Annotated in this window: 25 protein-coding genes; 10 read left to right on the plus strand and 15 right to left on the minus strand. The window is 38.4% G+C overall.

Annotation, left to right across the window (positions count from 1 at the left end; genetic code table 11):
• Positions 1-195 precede the first annotated feature (195 nt).
• A complete protein-coding gene (locus DYY67_RS03230; protein ID WP_166390700.1) occupies positions 196-1695 on the plus strand; it encodes a sodium:solute symporter family protein in 1500 nt (499 codons plus the stop codon).
• A 58-nt stretch (positions 1696-1753) separates the two neighbouring features.
• Here DYY67_RS03230 and DYY67_RS03235 read toward each other — a convergent pair whose 3' ends face one another.
• The gene (locus DYY67_RS03235; RefSeq protein WP_166390702.1) at positions 1754-2314 is read right to left on the minus strand and encodes a TATA-box-binding protein; all 561 of its coding nucleotides are present in this window, start codon (positions 2312-2314) and stop codon (positions 1754-1756) included.
• A 112-nt stretch (positions 2315-2426) separates the two neighbouring features.
• Entirely contained in the window at positions 2427-2762 is a 336-nt protein-coding gene (locus DYY67_RS03240; protein ID WP_166390704.1) for a hypothetical protein, read from the minus strand.
• A 163-nt stretch (positions 2763-2925) separates the two neighbouring features.
• Here DYY67_RS03240 and DYY67_RS03245 point away from each other — a divergent pair, with 163 nt between their 5' ends.
• Entirely contained in the window at positions 2926-3282 is a 357-nt protein-coding gene (locus DYY67_RS03245; protein WP_166390706.1) for a hypothetical protein, read from the plus strand.
• 24 nt (positions 3283-3306) lie between these two features.
• Here DYY67_RS03245 and DYY67_RS03250 read toward each other — a convergent pair whose 3' ends face one another.
• Together DYY67_RS03250 and DYY67_RS03255 are read right to left on the minus strand one after the other, a co-directional pair.
• Positions 3307-4314, minus strand: a complete 1008-nt coding sequence (locus DYY67_RS03250) for a hypothetical protein (protein ID WP_166390708.1) — start codon at positions 4312-4314, stop codon at positions 3307-3309.
• A gap of 55 nt (positions 4315-4369) precedes the next feature.
• Positions 4370-4762 (minus strand): hypothetical protein, encoded by a 393-nt coding sequence (locus DYY67_RS03255; protein WP_166390710.1) that lies wholly within the window; start codon positions 4760-4762, stop codon positions 4370-4372.
• A gap of 150 nt (positions 4763-4912) precedes the next feature.
• Between DYY67_RS03255 and DYY67_RS03260 the strand changes: the two genes are divergently transcribed.
• A complete protein-coding gene (locus DYY67_RS03260; protein ID WP_166390712.1) occupies positions 4913-5404 on the plus strand; it encodes a hypothetical protein in 492 nt (163 codons plus the stop codon).
• A gap of 584 nt (positions 5405-5988) precedes the next feature.
• Here the strand turns inward: DYY67_RS03260 and msrA are convergent.
• The 4 genes from msrA to DYY67_RS03285 all read right to left on the minus strand — a co-directional run bounded on the left by msrA (position 5989) and on the right by DYY67_RS03285 (position 8213).
• Complete coding sequence (gene msrA / locus DYY67_RS03265; protein ID WP_166390714.1) at positions 5989-6444, minus strand: peptide-methionine (S)-S-oxide reductase MsrA; 456 nt, start codon at positions 6442-6444, stop codon at positions 5989-5991.
• Positions 6445-6685: 241 nt separating this feature from the next.
• On the minus strand, positions 6686-7240 hold the full coding sequence (locus DYY67_RS03275; protein ID WP_166390718.1) for a hypothetical protein: 555 nt from the start codon (positions 7238-7240) through the stop codon (positions 6686-6688).
• A 254-nt stretch (positions 7241-7494) separates the two neighbouring features.
• Positions 7495-7752: a hypothetical protein gene (locus DYY67_RS03280; RefSeq protein ID WP_166390720.1), complete on the minus strand. Its 258-nt coding sequence runs from the start codon at positions 7750-7752 to the stop codon at positions 7495-7497.
• The gene (locus DYY67_RS03285) at positions 7749-8213 is read right to left on the minus strand and encodes a MarR family winged helix-turn-helix transcriptional regulator (protein ID WP_166390722.1); all 465 of its coding nucleotides are present in this window, start codon (positions 8211-8213) and stop codon (positions 7749-7751) included. Before DYY67_RS03285 ends, DYY67_RS03280 begins: the two co-directional genes overlap by 4 nt.
• Positions 8214-8289: 76 nt before the next feature.
• Between DYY67_RS03285 and DYY67_RS03290 the strand changes: the two genes are divergently transcribed.
• Together DYY67_RS03290 and DYY67_RS03295 are read left to right on the plus strand one after the other, a co-directional pair.
• A complete protein-coding gene (locus tag DYY67_RS03290; RefSeq protein WP_166390724.1) occupies positions 8290-8427 on the plus strand; it encodes a hypothetical protein in 138 nt (45 codons plus the stop codon).
• On the plus strand, positions 8414-8959 hold the full coding sequence (locus DYY67_RS03295; RefSeq protein ID WP_166390726.1) for an SRPBCC family protein: 546 nt from the start codon (positions 8414-8416) through the stop codon (positions 8957-8959). The genes DYY67_RS03290 and DYY67_RS03295 overlap by 14 nt, the downstream gene beginning before the upstream one ends.
• A 28-nt stretch (positions 8960-8987) precedes the next feature.
• On the opposite strand, the gene DYY67_RS03300 is transcribed toward DYY67_RS03295, so the two are convergent.
• Entirely contained in the window at positions 8988-9488 is a 501-nt protein-coding gene (locus DYY67_RS03300) for a tetratricopeptide repeat protein (protein ID WP_166390728.1), read from the minus strand.
• A gap of 266 nt (positions 9489-9754) precedes the next feature.
• Here DYY67_RS03300 and DYY67_RS03305 point away from each other — a divergent pair, with 266 nt between their 5' ends.
• The 4 genes from DYY67_RS03305 (at position 9755) to DYY67_RS03320 (ending at position 10997) form a co-directional block, all read left to right on the plus strand.
• The gene (locus DYY67_RS03305; protein ID WP_166390730.1) at positions 9755-9856 is read left to right on the plus strand and encodes an HAD hydrolase-like protein; all 102 of its coding nucleotides are present in this window, start codon (positions 9755-9757) and stop codon (positions 9854-9856) included.
• Positions 9831-10385 (plus strand): HAD hydrolase-like protein, encoded by a 555-nt coding sequence (locus DYY67_RS03310; RefSeq protein WP_166390732.1) that lies wholly within the window; start codon positions 9831-9833, stop codon positions 10383-10385. The genes DYY67_RS03305 and DYY67_RS03310 overlap by 26 nt, the downstream gene beginning before the upstream one ends.
• Positions 10386-10433: 48 nt before the next feature.
• Positions 10434-10634 carry a hypothetical protein gene (locus tag DYY67_RS03315; RefSeq protein WP_166390734.1) on the plus strand — a complete coding sequence of 67 codons (201 nt, stop codon included), beginning with the start codon at positions 10434-10436 and terminating at the stop codon, positions 10632-10634.
• Positions 10635-10706: 72 nt separating this feature from the next.
• Positions 10707-10997, plus strand: a complete 291-nt coding sequence (locus DYY67_RS03320; protein WP_166390736.1) for a hypothetical protein — start codon at positions 10707-10709, stop codon at positions 10995-10997.
• 36 nt (positions 10998-11033) lie between these two features.
• Here the strand turns inward: DYY67_RS03320 and DYY67_RS03325 are convergent, their stop codons facing one another.
• Together DYY67_RS03325 and DYY67_RS03330 are read right to left on the minus strand one after the other, a co-directional pair.
• A complete protein-coding gene (locus tag DYY67_RS03325) occupies positions 11034-11297 on the minus strand; it encodes a hypothetical protein (protein ID WP_166390738.1) in 264 nt (87 codons plus the stop codon).
• Between the two features lie 51 nt (positions 11298-11348).
• On the minus strand, positions 11349-11579 hold the full coding sequence (locus DYY67_RS03330) for an Lrp/AsnC family transcriptional regulator (protein ID WP_166390740.1): 231 nt from the start codon (positions 11577-11579) through the stop codon (positions 11349-11351).
• Positions 11580-11714: 135 nt separating this feature from the next.
• Between DYY67_RS03330 and DYY67_RS03335 the strand changes: the two genes are divergently transcribed.
• Positions 11715-11906 carry a hypothetical protein gene (locus DYY67_RS03335; RefSeq protein WP_166390742.1) on the plus strand — a complete coding sequence of 64 codons (192 nt, stop codon included), beginning with the start codon at positions 11715-11717 and terminating at the stop codon, positions 11904-11906.
• Positions 11907-11913: 7 nt separating this feature from the next.
• Here DYY67_RS03335 and DYY67_RS03340 read toward each other — a convergent pair whose 3' ends face one another.
• From DYY67_RS03340 to DYY67_RS03355, 4 genes are all read right to left on the minus strand, one after another.
• A complete protein-coding gene (locus tag DYY67_RS03340) occupies positions 11914-12360 on the minus strand; it encodes a winged helix-turn-helix domain-containing protein (RefSeq protein ID WP_166390744.1) in 447 nt (148 codons plus the stop codon).
• Positions 12361-12846: 486 nt separating this feature from the next.
• Positions 12847-13164, minus strand: a complete 318-nt coding sequence (locus DYY67_RS03345) for a hypothetical protein (RefSeq protein WP_166390746.1) — start codon at positions 13162-13164, stop codon at positions 12847-12849.
• A 247-nt stretch (positions 13165-13411) separates the two neighbouring features.
• Positions 13412-13618 carry a hypothetical protein gene (locus tag DYY67_RS03350; RefSeq protein WP_166390748.1) on the minus strand — a complete coding sequence of 69 codons (207 nt, stop codon included), beginning with the start codon at positions 13616-13618 and terminating at the stop codon, positions 13412-13414.
• A gap of 69 nt (positions 13619-13687) precedes the next feature.
• Positions 13688-13939, minus strand: a complete 252-nt coding sequence (locus tag DYY67_RS03355) for an Lrp/AsnC family transcriptional regulator (RefSeq protein WP_166390750.1) — start codon at positions 13937-13939, stop codon at positions 13688-13690.
• Positions 13940-14165 lie beyond the last annotated feature (226 nt).

The following is a 14165-nucleotide window of genomic DNA, read 5'->3' on the forward strand; positions in this document are numbered from 1 at the left end:
TATCAAGAAAATACATGTAATACTTGCATTAATTATTCTGATTCCATCATTTATTGATCTTACAGTTCCAATCTATAACAGAGATGCACCGGAACTATTTGGGATAGCCATTTTTTTATTGGTTCCAAACTTTGTGGCTGTTTGCATCAACGGGATTCTATATTGTTTTTGCTCGCATAAAGGGGAGAATCATGAATGACTAGCTCAGACATTGTCATTCCATTTGTCTCTCTTTTCATTTTGTTTATTGTTTTAGGATTTTACGGAAAATACTGGAGAAAAGGAGATCTCAATCACGTACACGAGTGGGCTCTTGCGGGAAGAAAGCTTGGCACTACACTAGTTTTCTTTCTCATAGGTGCCGATCTTTATACTGCATACAGCTTTGTTGCAATCCCCTCCGGAGTATTTGCCAAAGGTTCTCTCTATTTTTTTGCCATCCCCTATGTCATGCTGACTTTTGGAGTAGCACTTGTAACCATGCCAAGACTATGGACTCTGGCAAGAGAGAAAGGATACATCACGGCTTCTGATTTTGTCAAAGACAGATTTGGCAGCCCTACGCTTGCAATAATGATAGCCATCACTGGAATAGTTGCTGAACTACCGTACATAGCGCTTCAGATAGTAGGAATGCAGGCGGTTCTGACCGTCATGCTTGCAGGCTCTGCCAATGCACAGGTGGTAGAAGAGATCTCGCTTTTAATCTCCTTCATAGTCTTGGCTGCTTTTACTTATACAAGCGGTTTGCGAGGAACTACACTTACTGCAATATTCAAGGACATTATAATCTGGATTACAGTTTTTGCAGTAATCATAATAGTTCCGCTCAGCGTTGGAGGATTTCAACATGCTTTCAGTCAAGTAAAAGCAAATTATGTAACACTGCCTTCTGCATTGATGCCTGCTTATGCTACACTGATTCTTGGCAGTGCACTGGCACTCTATCTGTACCCTCATGCAATAAACGGTGTGCTAAGTTCTGAGAGTGCACGAAAGCTTCGAACAAGCACTGCACTGCTCCCCCTCTATGGAGTAGGACTTGCCATACTTGCTCTAATGGGAGTGCTAGTATTTGCAGTTCCCAATGCGATGAATTTCCTTTCAGGGTTTCCAGAAAGTTCCAGAGGCATACTCGTGGTTCCATCTCTGATAATGTATACAATGCCAGGGTGGTTTTCAGGAATTGCATTGCTTGGAATTTTTGTCGGAGGTCTTGTACCTGCAGCCATCATGGCCATGGCTCAGGCAAATTTACTTACAAGAAACATAATAAAAGAATTTAAACCAAATATTTCAAATAGTTCAGAGATTCGAATTACCAAAATTTCGTCAACAGTTTTCAAATTCATAGCTCTAGGTTTTGTTTTTGCAGTACCTGCAACATATGCGATATCATTACAATTGCTTGGAGGAATATTGATTGCTCAAATATTGCCTGCAGTTATTTGTGGATTGTATGTCAAGTCGTTGAGAAAAACTCCTCTCATTATAGGTCTGCTTGTCGGCATAGGTTCTGGGATTTACATGTTAGAAGCTGCAAATAATTTTGGAGCGCTAACTGCATCACTTTTCAACACAGGTTTTGGCTCAATCTACATTGCCGTAATATCACTTGCCATCAATCTAGCAATATCATTTGGCGGAAGCTATGCAGTAAATAAGGTGCAGGCGTCAAAAACGGAAAAAAATTAAGACCTGATATATGGTCCAGATATTAAAAACACAGCAAGATAGAAACTATTTCTTGGAACTACTCGTATTCCATCAGTTTCTTCTCTTCTAGAAGAGTGTGCAGATTGTGAACTGCCCTATATACTTCAGTCTCTTTCTTTGTACCAGTACAGACTAGCTTACCAGAAGCAAAGATTAGAACAACAGATCTTGGATCAAGCATTCGGTGTATTAGTCCGGGGAATTGCTCTGGTTCATACATACTTCTTGGAAGACTTCGTGCTGCTCTTTCAAGGTGTACTTTACCACCAAGGCTTACAGACGCAACTATGTTTTGAATTGTTATCTCAGGATCCTTTTTGATTTTTATCTTTCCCTTTCGGAGTTTCTGAACCACTGTATTTACTGCATTAATAGCTGCATCTTCAGATTTAGAACCAGTGCAGACCATCTTACCTGAGCTGAAAATTAGTGTTGCAGTCTTTGGCGATTTTAATCTAAAGACCAGTCCTGGGAATTGCTCTGGATGATATTCTACATCGGGAAATGTTTTTGTTATTTCAACGAGGTCGATTTTTTGATCGACGGAAGCAGAGGCAACAACGTTTACGATATCTACGATCGGTTTTGTTTGCGGCACTTATAAGGGTAAAATTTAGTACCATATATACCAATTACATCCTCTACGCAGGAAAAATCGAAAAAAATGCCCATATGATACAATAGGGATCAAACTGCAACAGCCCAAATCTCTAGTATGAGGCGCACGAGATCGTTCCACTGATCTTTTTGACATCTGTATCTTTTGATATTTCGTAAATGGTGTTAAGGGTCATCAGCCCGACAACTCTTAGCTTGCAATCATCTTCTTTTGCCATTTCGAATCCATATTTTTCAAGCCCAAACCTCTTTTTGTCCAAATCCACTACATGAGCATATTCAACGACAATCTCTGCATGAGGTTCAATATCGGTGAATTTTCTCTCATAATACATCGCTTGCATGGCAAGTTCAGGTTCAATTTTTTGCAGTCTGTTCTTTATGTCTTCTAGGAACTCGTCGTATTCTGCCTCAATTAGTTGAGACATGATATCAATACGTCAAAATCTTATTTAAATTTGCCAATAATACCAAACTTTGGTTAAATATGTGTGAGTGTTTTTCTCACAGATACACATGCAAAAATGTGCGCCATACAACTAGAATGATCTTATTGAATTATATTCTGCGGTAAAAAAGTTCTCAAAATAAATGAATTTTGGAAAAATATTTGACCGCAAAAAAGCTGATAACTCTAGTAAAAATCTAGAAGAGATTAACAGGATAAAAGAAGAGATAGAGAAAGAAGACAAGATATTTGAAAATGAATTGCCCTCAAAATACACTTTATTGCAAAAATTTGGTATGTCTGACCTGAAAACATTATGCAATGAATTGCTAGGAAGTGGACCAGTAGTAGAGGAATACGAGGATCCTAAAACAGGAAATAAAAAAATGCTTCCTCAATACAAGGAAGATTTCATACATTTCATCATAGACGAATTAAGATTGTCTGAAATAAAGGAATATGCAATAAAAAATAAAATCGCGCCTGATGACCTTAAATAATGACAGTAATTTTGCTACAGAATTTTAGCTGTTTGGAACAACAAGATCAAGAAAGATAGTCTTTGTTACAATTCCATTAGATACGCTAACCCCTAGCGTATAGTTACCTGGAGGAGCAGAATAATTTCGCAGGAGTAATTGTGCGTCATGACTAGAAGAAAGATCAAGAGTGTCAGGTGACAATTTTACGTCGAGATTTTCAAAACCAGCATTTGAAGCCATTGAACTTGATGCATTCAAAAATACGCGATTTGCACTGTAAGGACTCTGTCCATCAACTTTTAGATTCACAGATGTCTCTTGTGATGCGTCAGAACTGAGAACAACTTTGCTTGTGTCAGAAGATATGGAAAAAGGCAGTTGCACGTGACCATCAATTCTTGCGATTTTGTTAGTGTTCCATTCTGAAAACCACAGTATCATGTTGTCAGCAGGATCAGTGGCGATGTTGAGAGGATATGTCAGATACCCATCTGCAGGTCTAGAGGGGATATCGTACTCTATCATGGTTTTGTTTACAGTATCAAAGTACGCAACCTTGTTTCCCTCATGCTCATTGAACCACAGATCTTTACCGTCATTTATTCCCCGTATCCAAAATGGAAGTGTCGTTGCATGATACACATTTTGTGAAGTTGGATATCGCATAACCTGATCATTTCCAAATTGGTATTCAGTAAGAAAACTTGTACCATGCTCTGTCAGCCAGATAGAGTCATCAGTTACGAGAAGATCTGTAGGAGATGAAAATTGGGTCTGGTTATTTATTGGAATTTCCTTTACTTTTGTGATTCCAGTTACAACTCCGTTTTCACGGTCTATGTTAAATTCAATAATCTTTTGAGTGGTTATTTCTGCGACCCATACTGAGTTGTCTTTTAGATACAGCCCGGCAGGAGCAGTGCCATTGCCAAGATAAAATGCAGATACCTTGTAGCCAGTTTGGGTGTCGGCACTTTTTTGTACAACACATAAAGAATCACCGCTAAGTGTTGTAAACCACACATTCCCAGTGTTTGCATCTGCCTTCATCTGAAATGCAGAACCTGCATCTGATGAAATGGAGTGAAAAGTATCGTTTGTAGGATCAAAACGCCATAGTGATTTTGTTCCAAGCGGAGAAAACCATCATGATTCCATCTTTATCTTGAACTATAGTCCAAACCATAGTGGTGTTCTGTCCTGGATTAAAATACTGGGAGTTTCCGTCCTGTATCTCATAATTTTTTAGCTGTCCCGATTTTTGATCAAAACTGTAAAGCATGTCAGACTTTGATGATGTGACCCATACTGTTCCTGTTTTATCTACAATTAGGCCATTAGGTCCAGAATTATCAGGCAGTGAGTATTCTTGCAGGTATGGATTTTGGCTCAGAGTTGGAGTCAAGACAGATTCTGAAGGCTCAGATGCAGTCGGTTTTTGAGATACAAACCAAGCTGCCGCAAAACCAACCAGTACTATTCCTATAATTACACCCATCTTTTTAGATATCAAATACGCTCTCTCTGAAATTTAGGTCCTAGTTTCTTTATTAGTGTCGCGAAGATTCCTGCCTAGTTAGAACCACGACCAAATATAATATACCAAAACTGCCTAATCCACACAATGCAAAAAAAATACCTGCTTTTAGTGGTTTATTTCAGCTTCTTTGCAGGTCTTGTAACTTATGAAATAATGCATCCATCTTTTAGCACAGACGCTGCAAAAGTTGGCAACTATGAAGTCCAGGTATCTACAACACCTTCAGTCCCCAACGTAGGAGGTGACACAAAGATTCACTTTCTTGTGCTAGACCAAAATGGTAACCAAGTCGATAAAATCAGGATGGGTTTGAAGGTATACTATAACGACAACTTGATGAAAGAATTTCCTCCAGATGATTATCCAGGATCATCAGACATTGATTACACATTCCAAGAGCCAGGAAATCACGTATTCAGAGCCGAGATCTTGGATCCTAGTACCGGAAATGTAGGAGTATACGAATTCAACATAACCACGCTTAGCCTGTATGCATCAATTTTTGTAGTCCTAGTTATTGTAGGAGTTGGCGGAGCTGGCGGCATAGTCATAGCAATAATGATCTTTGCCAAACGAACACGGCCAAGCTCAAGATATTAATCAAAAGGCGTGACCCATAAATGCAGGACACTTGGAGATTACCTCCCTTTGAACAGCGCCTTTGCGCTTGGTTCGCATGTTAGTTCCTGCAGGGCCACGCTATGTCAAGCCATTTTTTGTGGCTTTGTGAACATACCATATGATGAATTTCATAATATTTAAGAATTTATTTAAAAAATCTCAGATTAAATTTTAATTATTTTGTTTATTGTTGATATAATGTTATTTTTATCTATAAATTACTAAATTCACCATAAGATCCAAGCAGATAGACCAAGTGCTAGCAAATTAAGATTCACTCAAGCATTGTCCAGAACCTAGAATATCTAAAAAGACCAACCCAAGCCAGATATGAAAAAGATTAGCGATAACGCAAAGAGAAAATAAAGATCTCTTCTGCGATGCGCAAGATCCATGTTAAGAAAGATAAACGCACCCATACCAATCAATCCAAAAAACAGGAGCAGCCTCCCAAGTCGCTTCCAATTCAAGTATAGAACGAATAGTACTTGAGATATAAAATGGATCTGGCTTCAAACTTGAGGCCAATCACTAGAAAGTGAATTTAGGAAATAACTTTACAATTACAGAATTCCGCATTTTGCATAGTATTGCTGATGATATTCTTCTGCCTTGTAGAATTCTGGTGCAGGTAATATCTCAGTTACAATTTTTTTCCCAGGTTTTTCCAAGTTTTGGAGTTGTTCTTTTGATTGCTTTGCGGTTTTTTCTTGATCTTGGTCATGATAGAAGATGGCCGACCTATACTGAGTACCCACATCAGGACCTTGTCTGTTCAGTGACGTAGGATCATGACAATGCCAAAAAGCATTGAGAATCTGGTCATACGATACAACAGAAGGGTCAAACTCAACCTGAACTACTTCTGCATGTCCGGTTTGGTCCGAACAGACATCCTCATATGTTGGATTACTTAGGTTGCCACCCATGTATCCTACAGCTGTTGATGTTACACCTTTTATCTTTCGGAATTCATGTTCAACACACCAAAAGCATCCAGCCCCAAAAGTAGCCTTCATAGACAGATACTCATGACTGCAGAATTAAATCCTATCGGAATGAACGGATAAAATAATGCCGCAACTTCGTTATCGGTAATTTTTCCTTCAGACCACGAGCAAATACCTGATTTATCAATTGATGAAGTTTGGTCCTGTGATGGAGGCATGGTAATCATTTTATTTGAATCAAGAAATTGAATTGCTGCCCCAAAGTCACTGTCTTGTATGGTACCATTACACCAAAAGCCTGCCAGATTTTTTACCCAATAAGGTATAGACGTGCTTTCTTGTTCACAGTTACAGGAAATGATTTTAGAACAGAGTTGCCTTCAGGGCTTATTGCAGAACAAGTAACTGTTGTTGTACCAATAGGAAAGAGAGAACCCGATGACGGATAACAAACAGGACCCACTAGCCCTTGTAGCACAGTAGAGTTTAGAAAATTCACACTGGTTCCATATGTATTTGTAGTTTGTACCGTTATGCTGCGAGGTACAGAAACACTTGGTGCCATCACGGGTGCAGTGTTTTGATAGTTTGCAGTTCCAATCGTTACAAATATGCTAGACTCGGACGGAATTTGTTGGGAGTTATCTCCAAATGTAAATTCCAAAGTAGAGCCAAGCTCAACTGGAAAGCCGTCAATTTGGCGAGGTATCTTAAAGGTAGCCGCAAAAGTGTCGGTGTTTGGTCCAGTTTCCCTTAGAGTGCCAGTGCTTGTATGAAATGCAGAATCTGCAAGTGTGGTGCTCACCCCTCCCATGTGGACTTGAATCAAGTTTAATGGTATGTCATCTGGAACTTGGGAATCCAAATTATAATTTGGCGCATAAATCTGAAGTGTGAAATATCGTCCAATGTTTACACTTTGTTCAGAAGGCTGACCTGCTAGGACTTGATTGTATGGATGATGGAATAGAGCTTAGAACCACAGATTGTGTTATTGTTTGGGGATTTCCATTGTTATCTGTAGGCTGGTGATATGTCATAAGGACCACATCGCCGTTTTGTAGCGGTCGCCCATTGACAGAAGATGGTAAAGTGAGTTGGAGGTAGAATTGCCCAGTATCAATACCAGTCTCTATCCATGCTAGAAGGGCCAGATATTGGAGTTCCGTCAATAGTAAAATCAACCAAACCTGCTGTCGATAAAGTCATGACCCCTCTATGATCTGTGACCAAATTTTCGTCGTTGATATAGAAAGATAAAACTGCTCCCGGAGTGGCAGATTGCGCATAACAAAGTGAGATGGGCAGCAAAAGCAATGATATTGCAAGATATTTCATCACAGAATTTACAACAACATCGGCATAATTATATCTCATGACGATTCAGATTTGGGCTTGCTGGTGAATTTGTCTGCGTTTTCAATGATCTTCTTCAACTTGGGGCGCATCGATTCCAGATCTCCCTTTGACAGTCCCTTGTACAGTGTCTTTCTCAATTGAAGGATAATTTCCACAATAGAATCAACAACAGATTCAGATTTTTTTGTAAGATACAGTCTGTTGTGCCTCCTGTCTTTTGGGTCCAGCTTTCGTTCAAGCAGTCCGTTTTCTTCCATTTTATCTATTACAGGCACAAGAGTACTGCTGTCAACATAGATCCTATCAGCAAGTTCTCTTTGGCTAAGCCCGTCAAACGAGTTTAGTGCTAAAATAATCTTCCACTGACTAGATGTCAGCCTTAATTTGTTTTTGATCTCACATTCTGCAGCACTTTCCATTGATTTTGATGTAAGGAAGATCAACGTTCCAATGCTGTCTTTTAGGTCTAATTTTCGCATGTTTTATGTTATATTAGGTTGTATACAAATCATTTGTATACAAATAGATTATATATCATAAAGCGAAACATAAGTCATGGCAGAACAAAAAAACCCAAGTCACTTCACTGCTGTAATGGTCACAATAATCGCTTTACGATATATCAACATGCACAATATCACGCATGCAAGTGCCACAATACAGGCAGATGAAGCAGGATATGCCACAACTTAGACTATTCTATAGATCGAAAAATTTTATCTTCAGTTGGATAGCATTTGTCATAATAGTTCCAAGCATGCCATTATCGTATGCTGACCGCGTAATTGACGTTCAAACAGTAGCAAACGTAAATGAGCAATCGTTACTTGCAACCATATCGAATGTGCAAAATTATCCACAAATCTTCCCCGATAATGTGAAATCGGTCAAGGTACTAGACAACAAAACAAACTTGGTAGACATGAACGCAGGTGTAAATGGAGTTTTCTTTGATACCCAAGCAATATACCAGCAATTGCCAAACGGCACATACACTGTACAGGTAGTATCAGGAGATCTCAAAGGTACTACAATGACAACTGAGCTTGACAAAACATGGGGTTTTGATGGCGCACCAGGAATGGGAACTGTGGCAAACATTAGTTTGGATTTGAAGACGTCGGGATTTCTTTCGTGGATGCTAAGTTTTGTTCCTGACAGTTCGCTCAACTATGCCCTTCAGAACGGAATTAGCAAATTTGTAGACTATGCAGAACAGAACTAGTCTTAGAGAATCCTTTCCGATATTGACATCAGTTGGTTTTGTGTAGTTTTGGTTTTAACTTGGAGTTTTTCTTTAGTAATTCCAAAGCAAGAGCCTTGTTGTTCAGGGCAATGTCGTATTTTTTATCAATTTTTAGAGCAGAGTTGAAACACTTTATGGCATCCTTTAGCATGCCAAGCTCCCCAAGTGACAGTCCCTTGTATGCTATTGCCATGGCGTATCGCGGTTGGATCTTAAGAACCCGGTCATAGCAGTCAATTGCATCATGATGCTTTCCTAGAGTATGAAGTGCAGAGCCCTTGTTTACAAGCGCATCCACATTATTGATGTCTACCTCAATGGCTGCGTTGTAACACTTGATTGATTGTTTGACTTTACCTATGTTCTGAAGTGTGACACCCTTGTTTATCAGGGCAGTCACATTATGAGGTTCCTTGTATAAGACAAGATCATAATATTCTAGGGCAAGCGTATACTCGCCTTCTTCACACAATTCATAGGCCTCGTTTAGAAGAGATGAGTTTCTCATCTTTTCGTACTATAAAACCTCATGATATTATTCTTTTAGTAGAAGACATGTTTGTTCTCAGTCAACAATTAGCTTTGCCCCAAGATAGAAAAATAATACTTGCAATGTCAATTGTGTTAATTTTCTCTCATACTATTCATTCACGATCTAGCTGATTTCCACATGTGGAAGAGCATGTGTTCGTAAAATGAGCCAATTTAACAAACCAATGAATCGAGGGTCTGAATTCACAACAGTCTTTAAGGGATTTTTAGTGCGAGATTCTAATGCCTACGATAGTCTTTGATTTTGACGGTACCATAGCAGATACCATGTCAGTAGTGATAAAAATAGCCAACAAATTTGCCGAGCAGTTATGGATATCGTAAGATACCTCTAAGCGATCTTCCAAAACTTAGAGAAAAAAAGCCCAGCGAGGTGCTAAAGCACTTGGGGATTTCAATCTTTAAGCTGCCTATAGTTGTAAGAAAAATAAGATTTGAGATGAACAAAGAGATAGTCCATCTGCAGGCCGCAGTGGGGATTAGAGATGCACTTGTGAATCTAAGAGAAAATGGATGTGTGCTTGGCATACTTACTACTAATTCAAGAGAAAACGTCATGGAGTTTTTAAAAAATAATGATTTACAGTTGTTTGATTTTGTATATACTGGAAGGGCAATGTATGGCAAGAGCAGATTACTCAAGAAATTAATGAAGGAGAAAACAATTCCTCACAAAGATCCAATTTACGTCGGAGACGAGATAAGAGATATCGAGGCTGCAAAAAAAGCAGGCGTCAGAGTCATTGGAGTTTCATGGGGATACAACACAAGGACTGCACTTCAAAAGGCAAATCCTGATTACATTGTAGAAAAACCAGAAGAGCTTCAAGATATTATTTTAAACAATAGCTGATTGTAGACCTAAGGTTTTTAGAGACACCAAGTGTATCATGCAATTAAATTGAGTGCAGACGTTACAGACGAAGAAAAAAAGGCACTTACTCCAGACTCTGGATTTAACCTGTGTGGTATTGATTACTTTGAATCATTTGGTAGGAGACTCTACCTGATAAAACACTATGATAAATATCAAGATGCGCTCAATGCAAAAAAAGAAAGAGAGAATCCTAATGAATATCTCATAGTCTACAAAGGATCTTAATTTCGAAGAGCATGACATTGATCATGATGTCAATGAATTCATTTAATACCAAATAATTCAAACTGTGATTTCATGCCATTGAGTCCTGAATTTAAAAAATATTTAGAAGAAACAATTCATGGCATAATAATTGGAATTCCAACATTGAAAAAAGAATATCCAAAGTTCAAAAATGACTGGAAGTTTAGCAGTGAATTTGATTTTCTTTACGGCTGTATCGTAGGTCAGATACTTGGCAGCAGTCTTACTGCCTTCAAGATGATACATAACAGGGAAGCCAAAACGGATGAAATTTTATCAATTGGAGAACTAATCGAATCATATTTTCCACTGATTCGAGACGAGATACAAAACGCATCTTGACTTGTACTTGTAATCTTTTGTGCTGTTATTATAATATCATTTTCCTTTGGCAGACTTTGGCTTTTCGTATGTTTTTTTGAAAATCCTAATTGCTTCAAGATGCGAACAGTTTGCTTTCAGGCCTTTACCATGATGAAATTTGTAAAAATTCTTGAATCCCTCACACTCACAAGTCTCGGATGTTACAAAATAGGATTTCGCAGGATCACTTGAGGACTTGACCTGATAGAGATCATCTTCCACTTTAACTACGCCGTCTTTAGCTAAAGCCTTTGCCTTTTTGATAGTATTTGCGCTCATAGTTTAGCAATTAGAGCCGTGTTTTAAAAAGTACTTGAAAAATACAGAGTATTAACACTGTGCAAGAAGTATCAATGTAGAGCGAACTCCGTCAATGCGCCGGATTTTTTCAGAGACGGTAGTGTTGATTTCATCAATTGTCTTAGATTCTATTTCCGCCACTATGTCATAATGGCCTTCAGTGCCTCGCGCTTCAATTACTCTGTCTATTGCCTTTAGTTCTTCGAGTACTTGTTCTTCTTGTCCGTAGTCACATGCGATCATAACATATGCAGTTGGCATAATATCTATACAGCATCATGATATTTCAATAAACCTACACAAACAGAGACAATATAGAAAAATACAACAAACGCAATTTTCCCGATTCACAACATTTAATCTTGTGACAATGACATTATCGTTGAGAAGCATATTATGAAACAGGATGATGAATCTGAAGTTCTAAAAGGAATGTTTGAGGAGATAATGAAAATTGTTCGTCAAAAACAGATCAAGATGGAATCCATTGTGCAAAGAGCTACAGAACAGGATATGATCTCTCAGGATTCATTTAACAGAATTTACAAAATACTCAGCGATTACGGCAAGAAAAAACAGTGGATGTAATGCAGTATCAGGATTCAGGCCAGTTGGCGCCGCATGAATAACATATGCTTCTTACACCATTGTATCTCTCATCATAGTACACACCACAGTTCAAAGATTCGCATCCCAGACAATTAACAAGGTTGTCAGAATCAAAGACAATGGTCTGCGAAGGAAATTTGTGATTTAAAAGCACCATTATTGGATGCGCCTTGCTCTTGTAAACTGCATATTTTCTTCCATCTACTATTACAGAAGTATAGACTTGAATGAGATCACATTTCTTTAGATTTTTGATCTTTTTGTACGCCAATGCTAACGAGATCTTGCATTCTTTGCTTATGTCAAGTGCAGACTTTGGCGAATCAGTCAGCGATTCCAGTATTTTTCTAGAATATTTATCGCCAAGAATCTTGAAGATGGCATTAACGGTGGACTCGTCTTCTACTGTTTTTCCTCTGAGTATCAATTTCATATTCATGATATACCACGTTCCAGCAAATCGCTGTTTGACTATGGTTTTAAGACTCTGAAATAAAAAGAAATCTGTAACAGCAGTTAGAGCACCTATGAAAAGGCAGAGGCGTTTTTGCCCCAGGGTGCAACTACCTGTCGGCTACAGCATACCAGGCAAGAGGGGATGGGTTGCAAGCTAGTCAAAAAAATCTTGGAGAGGAGCCTTTGGTAGGAATCCCCTCCAATGCGAAGGCCGCTTGCCTGCCAAACGACTGACTAAGAGACACTGTTCCAATGCAAAAAAAGATCGTTTGGGTAAACCTTCTGCATAACATTACACAAAATGGCATATAGAAGTCCCTCACAATTAGAGCTTAATTTTCATAATCTTAGCTGATTTGTCAGAATACTAGCTTTTTGTCTGACATATTTTTTGTCACAATTTTTGTCGTTATCAGGTACAATTCAGATACAAAAACTCCAGACATGCAGTCACAGTTTCATGTTAAGACTTTTTATCTTCTGAATTATCATGATCGTGGTTTGAGTTGGGCTCGGTGGACAGGATGAGTAGACCATCGTCTAAGAAGAGAGTAATCAATTTCACTTTTTCCTTGGATGTTATCATCCAGTTGGTCTTGCCAAGTGCTTCATTGAACATGTCCTCCCATGAGGCTTTGACTGACGCTTGATAATGAGCCATACTGCTCAGTTCTTCATCAAGCAGAGGCGCAGCATCTGGGCTTCTAGCAAAGGATATCAATTTTCTGTCTTTTATTCTCCCTACAAAGCGAACAGATCTATCTAGACCTAAGATCTGCATGCATGAATCCATCTGCTTGAAGCTTTGTGTCAATTTCAACATGAACGATACCAAAAAGGAGATTTAATCCTATGTATGACTGTGATTAATACATATACGATCGCAGTAGATTTTGAAATTTCATTATTAAAAATTGAAAAAAAGTACAAAAAATCTTGGCAAGATAATCAAGTCTGGAATCTAATTTAACTAATATTTGTAACATGCAGATTCAGGAATGCAGTTACAGATCATGAGGTTTTCAAATTTATGTCCATGATTTCGGGTCTTTTTTCCAGATACGAACGCCATCAACGAAGACCTGCTTTTCTTCTTCAAACACGGTATGCCACCTACCATCATGAGGAAACATGGTATTCATCTCATGTACTTTCTCATTAGTGGGCGGAGTATTCATTAGTGCACCCCATCGCATATTTTCAATTTTTGGCATTATTTCATTGATGTCACGCATAACCATTCCATTAGCAGGCGTCTTTTATTTGCTTTTTTTAAAAATCATGATCTAGGAGAAATACAAGAGTTAGATTTCTTGCTCTTCGTTGACCAGCATTGTAATGGTGGAGACGATCTTGTTCACTCTTCTTATTTTACCAAGCATGTTTCTTACGTCTTCCATATTTCCACACTCTATTTTGGCAATTATATCATACACCCCATAAACTCCTTGAATCTCATACTTGACAGACTGGCCAGTCATGATTTCATTTATTTTCGATATTATCTCGACTTCGGAATTTGGCTGGCTATTTAGTAGAATGTATGCAGTTGGCATCACAGTATTTAGGAATCCATACTATTTCAGTATGGACCCATTACAAACCCACATACAATTTTTCACATAACCAAGATAACAGAGTAAAACATCTAGTCCCCTAACTAGGGGATTCACTGGCTATGAACATACACGCCAATGTTTCTTTCTTTGGTTTGTTGTCTGTGATATAATACGTGATCACGAAATAAAAGACTATCCAACAGGCAAAGTAATCTATTTGTAA

This window comes from Candidatus Nitrosotalea sp. TS, assembly GCF_011319465.1.
In the GTDB taxonomy this organism is placed as follows: Archaea; Thermoproteota; Nitrososphaeria; order Nitrososphaerales; family Nitrosopumilaceae; genus Nitrosotalea.

Coding starts and splice junctions, on each gene's coding strand:
- DYY67_RS03230 (WP_166390700.1), top strand. CDS start 196: ATGACTAGCTCAGACATTGTCATTCCATTTGTCTCTCTTTTCATTTTG.
- DYY67_RS03240 (WP_166390704.1), bottom strand. CDS start 2,762: ATGTCTCAACTAATTGAGGCAGAATACGACGAGTTCCTAGAAGACATA.
- DYY67_RS03245 (WP_166390706.1), top strand. CDS start 2,926: ATGAATTTTGGAAAAATATTTGACCGCAAAAAAGCTGATAACTCTAGT.
- DYY67_RS03250 (WP_166390708.1), bottom strand. CDS start 4,314: ATGAAGGCAGATGCAAACACTGGGAATGTGTGGTTTACAACACTTAGC.
- DYY67_RS03255 (WP_166390710.1), bottom strand. CDS start 4,762: ATGGGTGTAATTATAGGAATAGTACTGGTTGGTTTTGCGGCAGCTTGG.
- msrA (WP_166390714.1), bottom strand. CDS start 6,444: ATGAAGGCTACTTTTGGGGCTGGATGCTTTTGGTGTGTTGAACATGAA.
- DYY67_RS03280 (WP_166390720.1), bottom strand. CDS start 7,752: ATGAGATATAATTATGCCGATGTTGTTGTAAATTCTGTGATGAAATAT.
- DYY67_RS03285 (WP_166390722.1), bottom strand. CDS start 8,213: ATGCGAAAATTAGACCTAAAAGACAGCATTGGAACGTTGATCTTCCTT.
- DYY67_RS03290 (WP_166390724.1), top strand. CDS start 8,290: ATGGCAGAACAAAAAAACCCAAGTCACTTCACTGCTGTAATGGTCACA.
- DYY67_RS03295 (WP_166390726.1), top strand. CDS start 8,414: ATGCCACAACTTAGACTATTCTATAGATCGAAAAATTTTATCTTCAGT.
- DYY67_RS03300 (WP_166390728.1), bottom strand. CDS start 9,488: ATGAGAAACTCATCTCTTCTAAACGAGGCCTATGAATTGTGTGAAGAA.
- DYY67_RS03305 (WP_166390730.1), top strand. CDS start 9,755: ATGCCTACGATAGTCTTTGATTTTGACGGTACCATAGCAGATACCATG.
- DYY67_RS03320 (WP_166390736.1), top strand. CDS start 10,707: ATGCCATTGAGTCCTGAATTTAAAAAATATTTAGAAGAAACAATTCAT.
- DYY67_RS03325 (WP_166390738.1), bottom strand. CDS start 11,297: ATGAGCGCAAATACTATCAAAAAGGCAAAGGCTTTAGCTAAAGACGGC.
- DYY67_RS03330 (WP_166390740.1), bottom strand. CDS start 11,579: ATGCCAACTGCATATGTTATGATCGCATGTGACTACGGACAAGAAGAA.
- DYY67_RS03335 (WP_166390742.1), top strand. CDS start 11,715: ATGAAACAGGATGATGAATCTGAAGTTCTAAAAGGAATGTTTGAGGAG.
- DYY67_RS03340 (WP_166390744.1), bottom strand. CDS start 12,360: ATGAAATTGATACTCAGAGGAAAAACAGTAGAAGACGAGTCCACCGTT.
- DYY67_RS03345 (WP_166390746.1), bottom strand. CDS start 13,164: ATGCAGATCTTAGGTCTAGATAGATCTGTTCGCTTTGTAGGGAGAATA.
- DYY67_RS03350 (WP_166390748.1), bottom strand. CDS start 13,618: ATGCGTGACATCAATGAAATAATGCCAAAAATTGAAAATATGCGATGG.
- DYY67_RS03355 (WP_166390750.1), bottom strand. CDS start 13,939: ATGCCAACTGCATACATTCTACTAAATAGCCAGCCAAATTCCGAAGTC.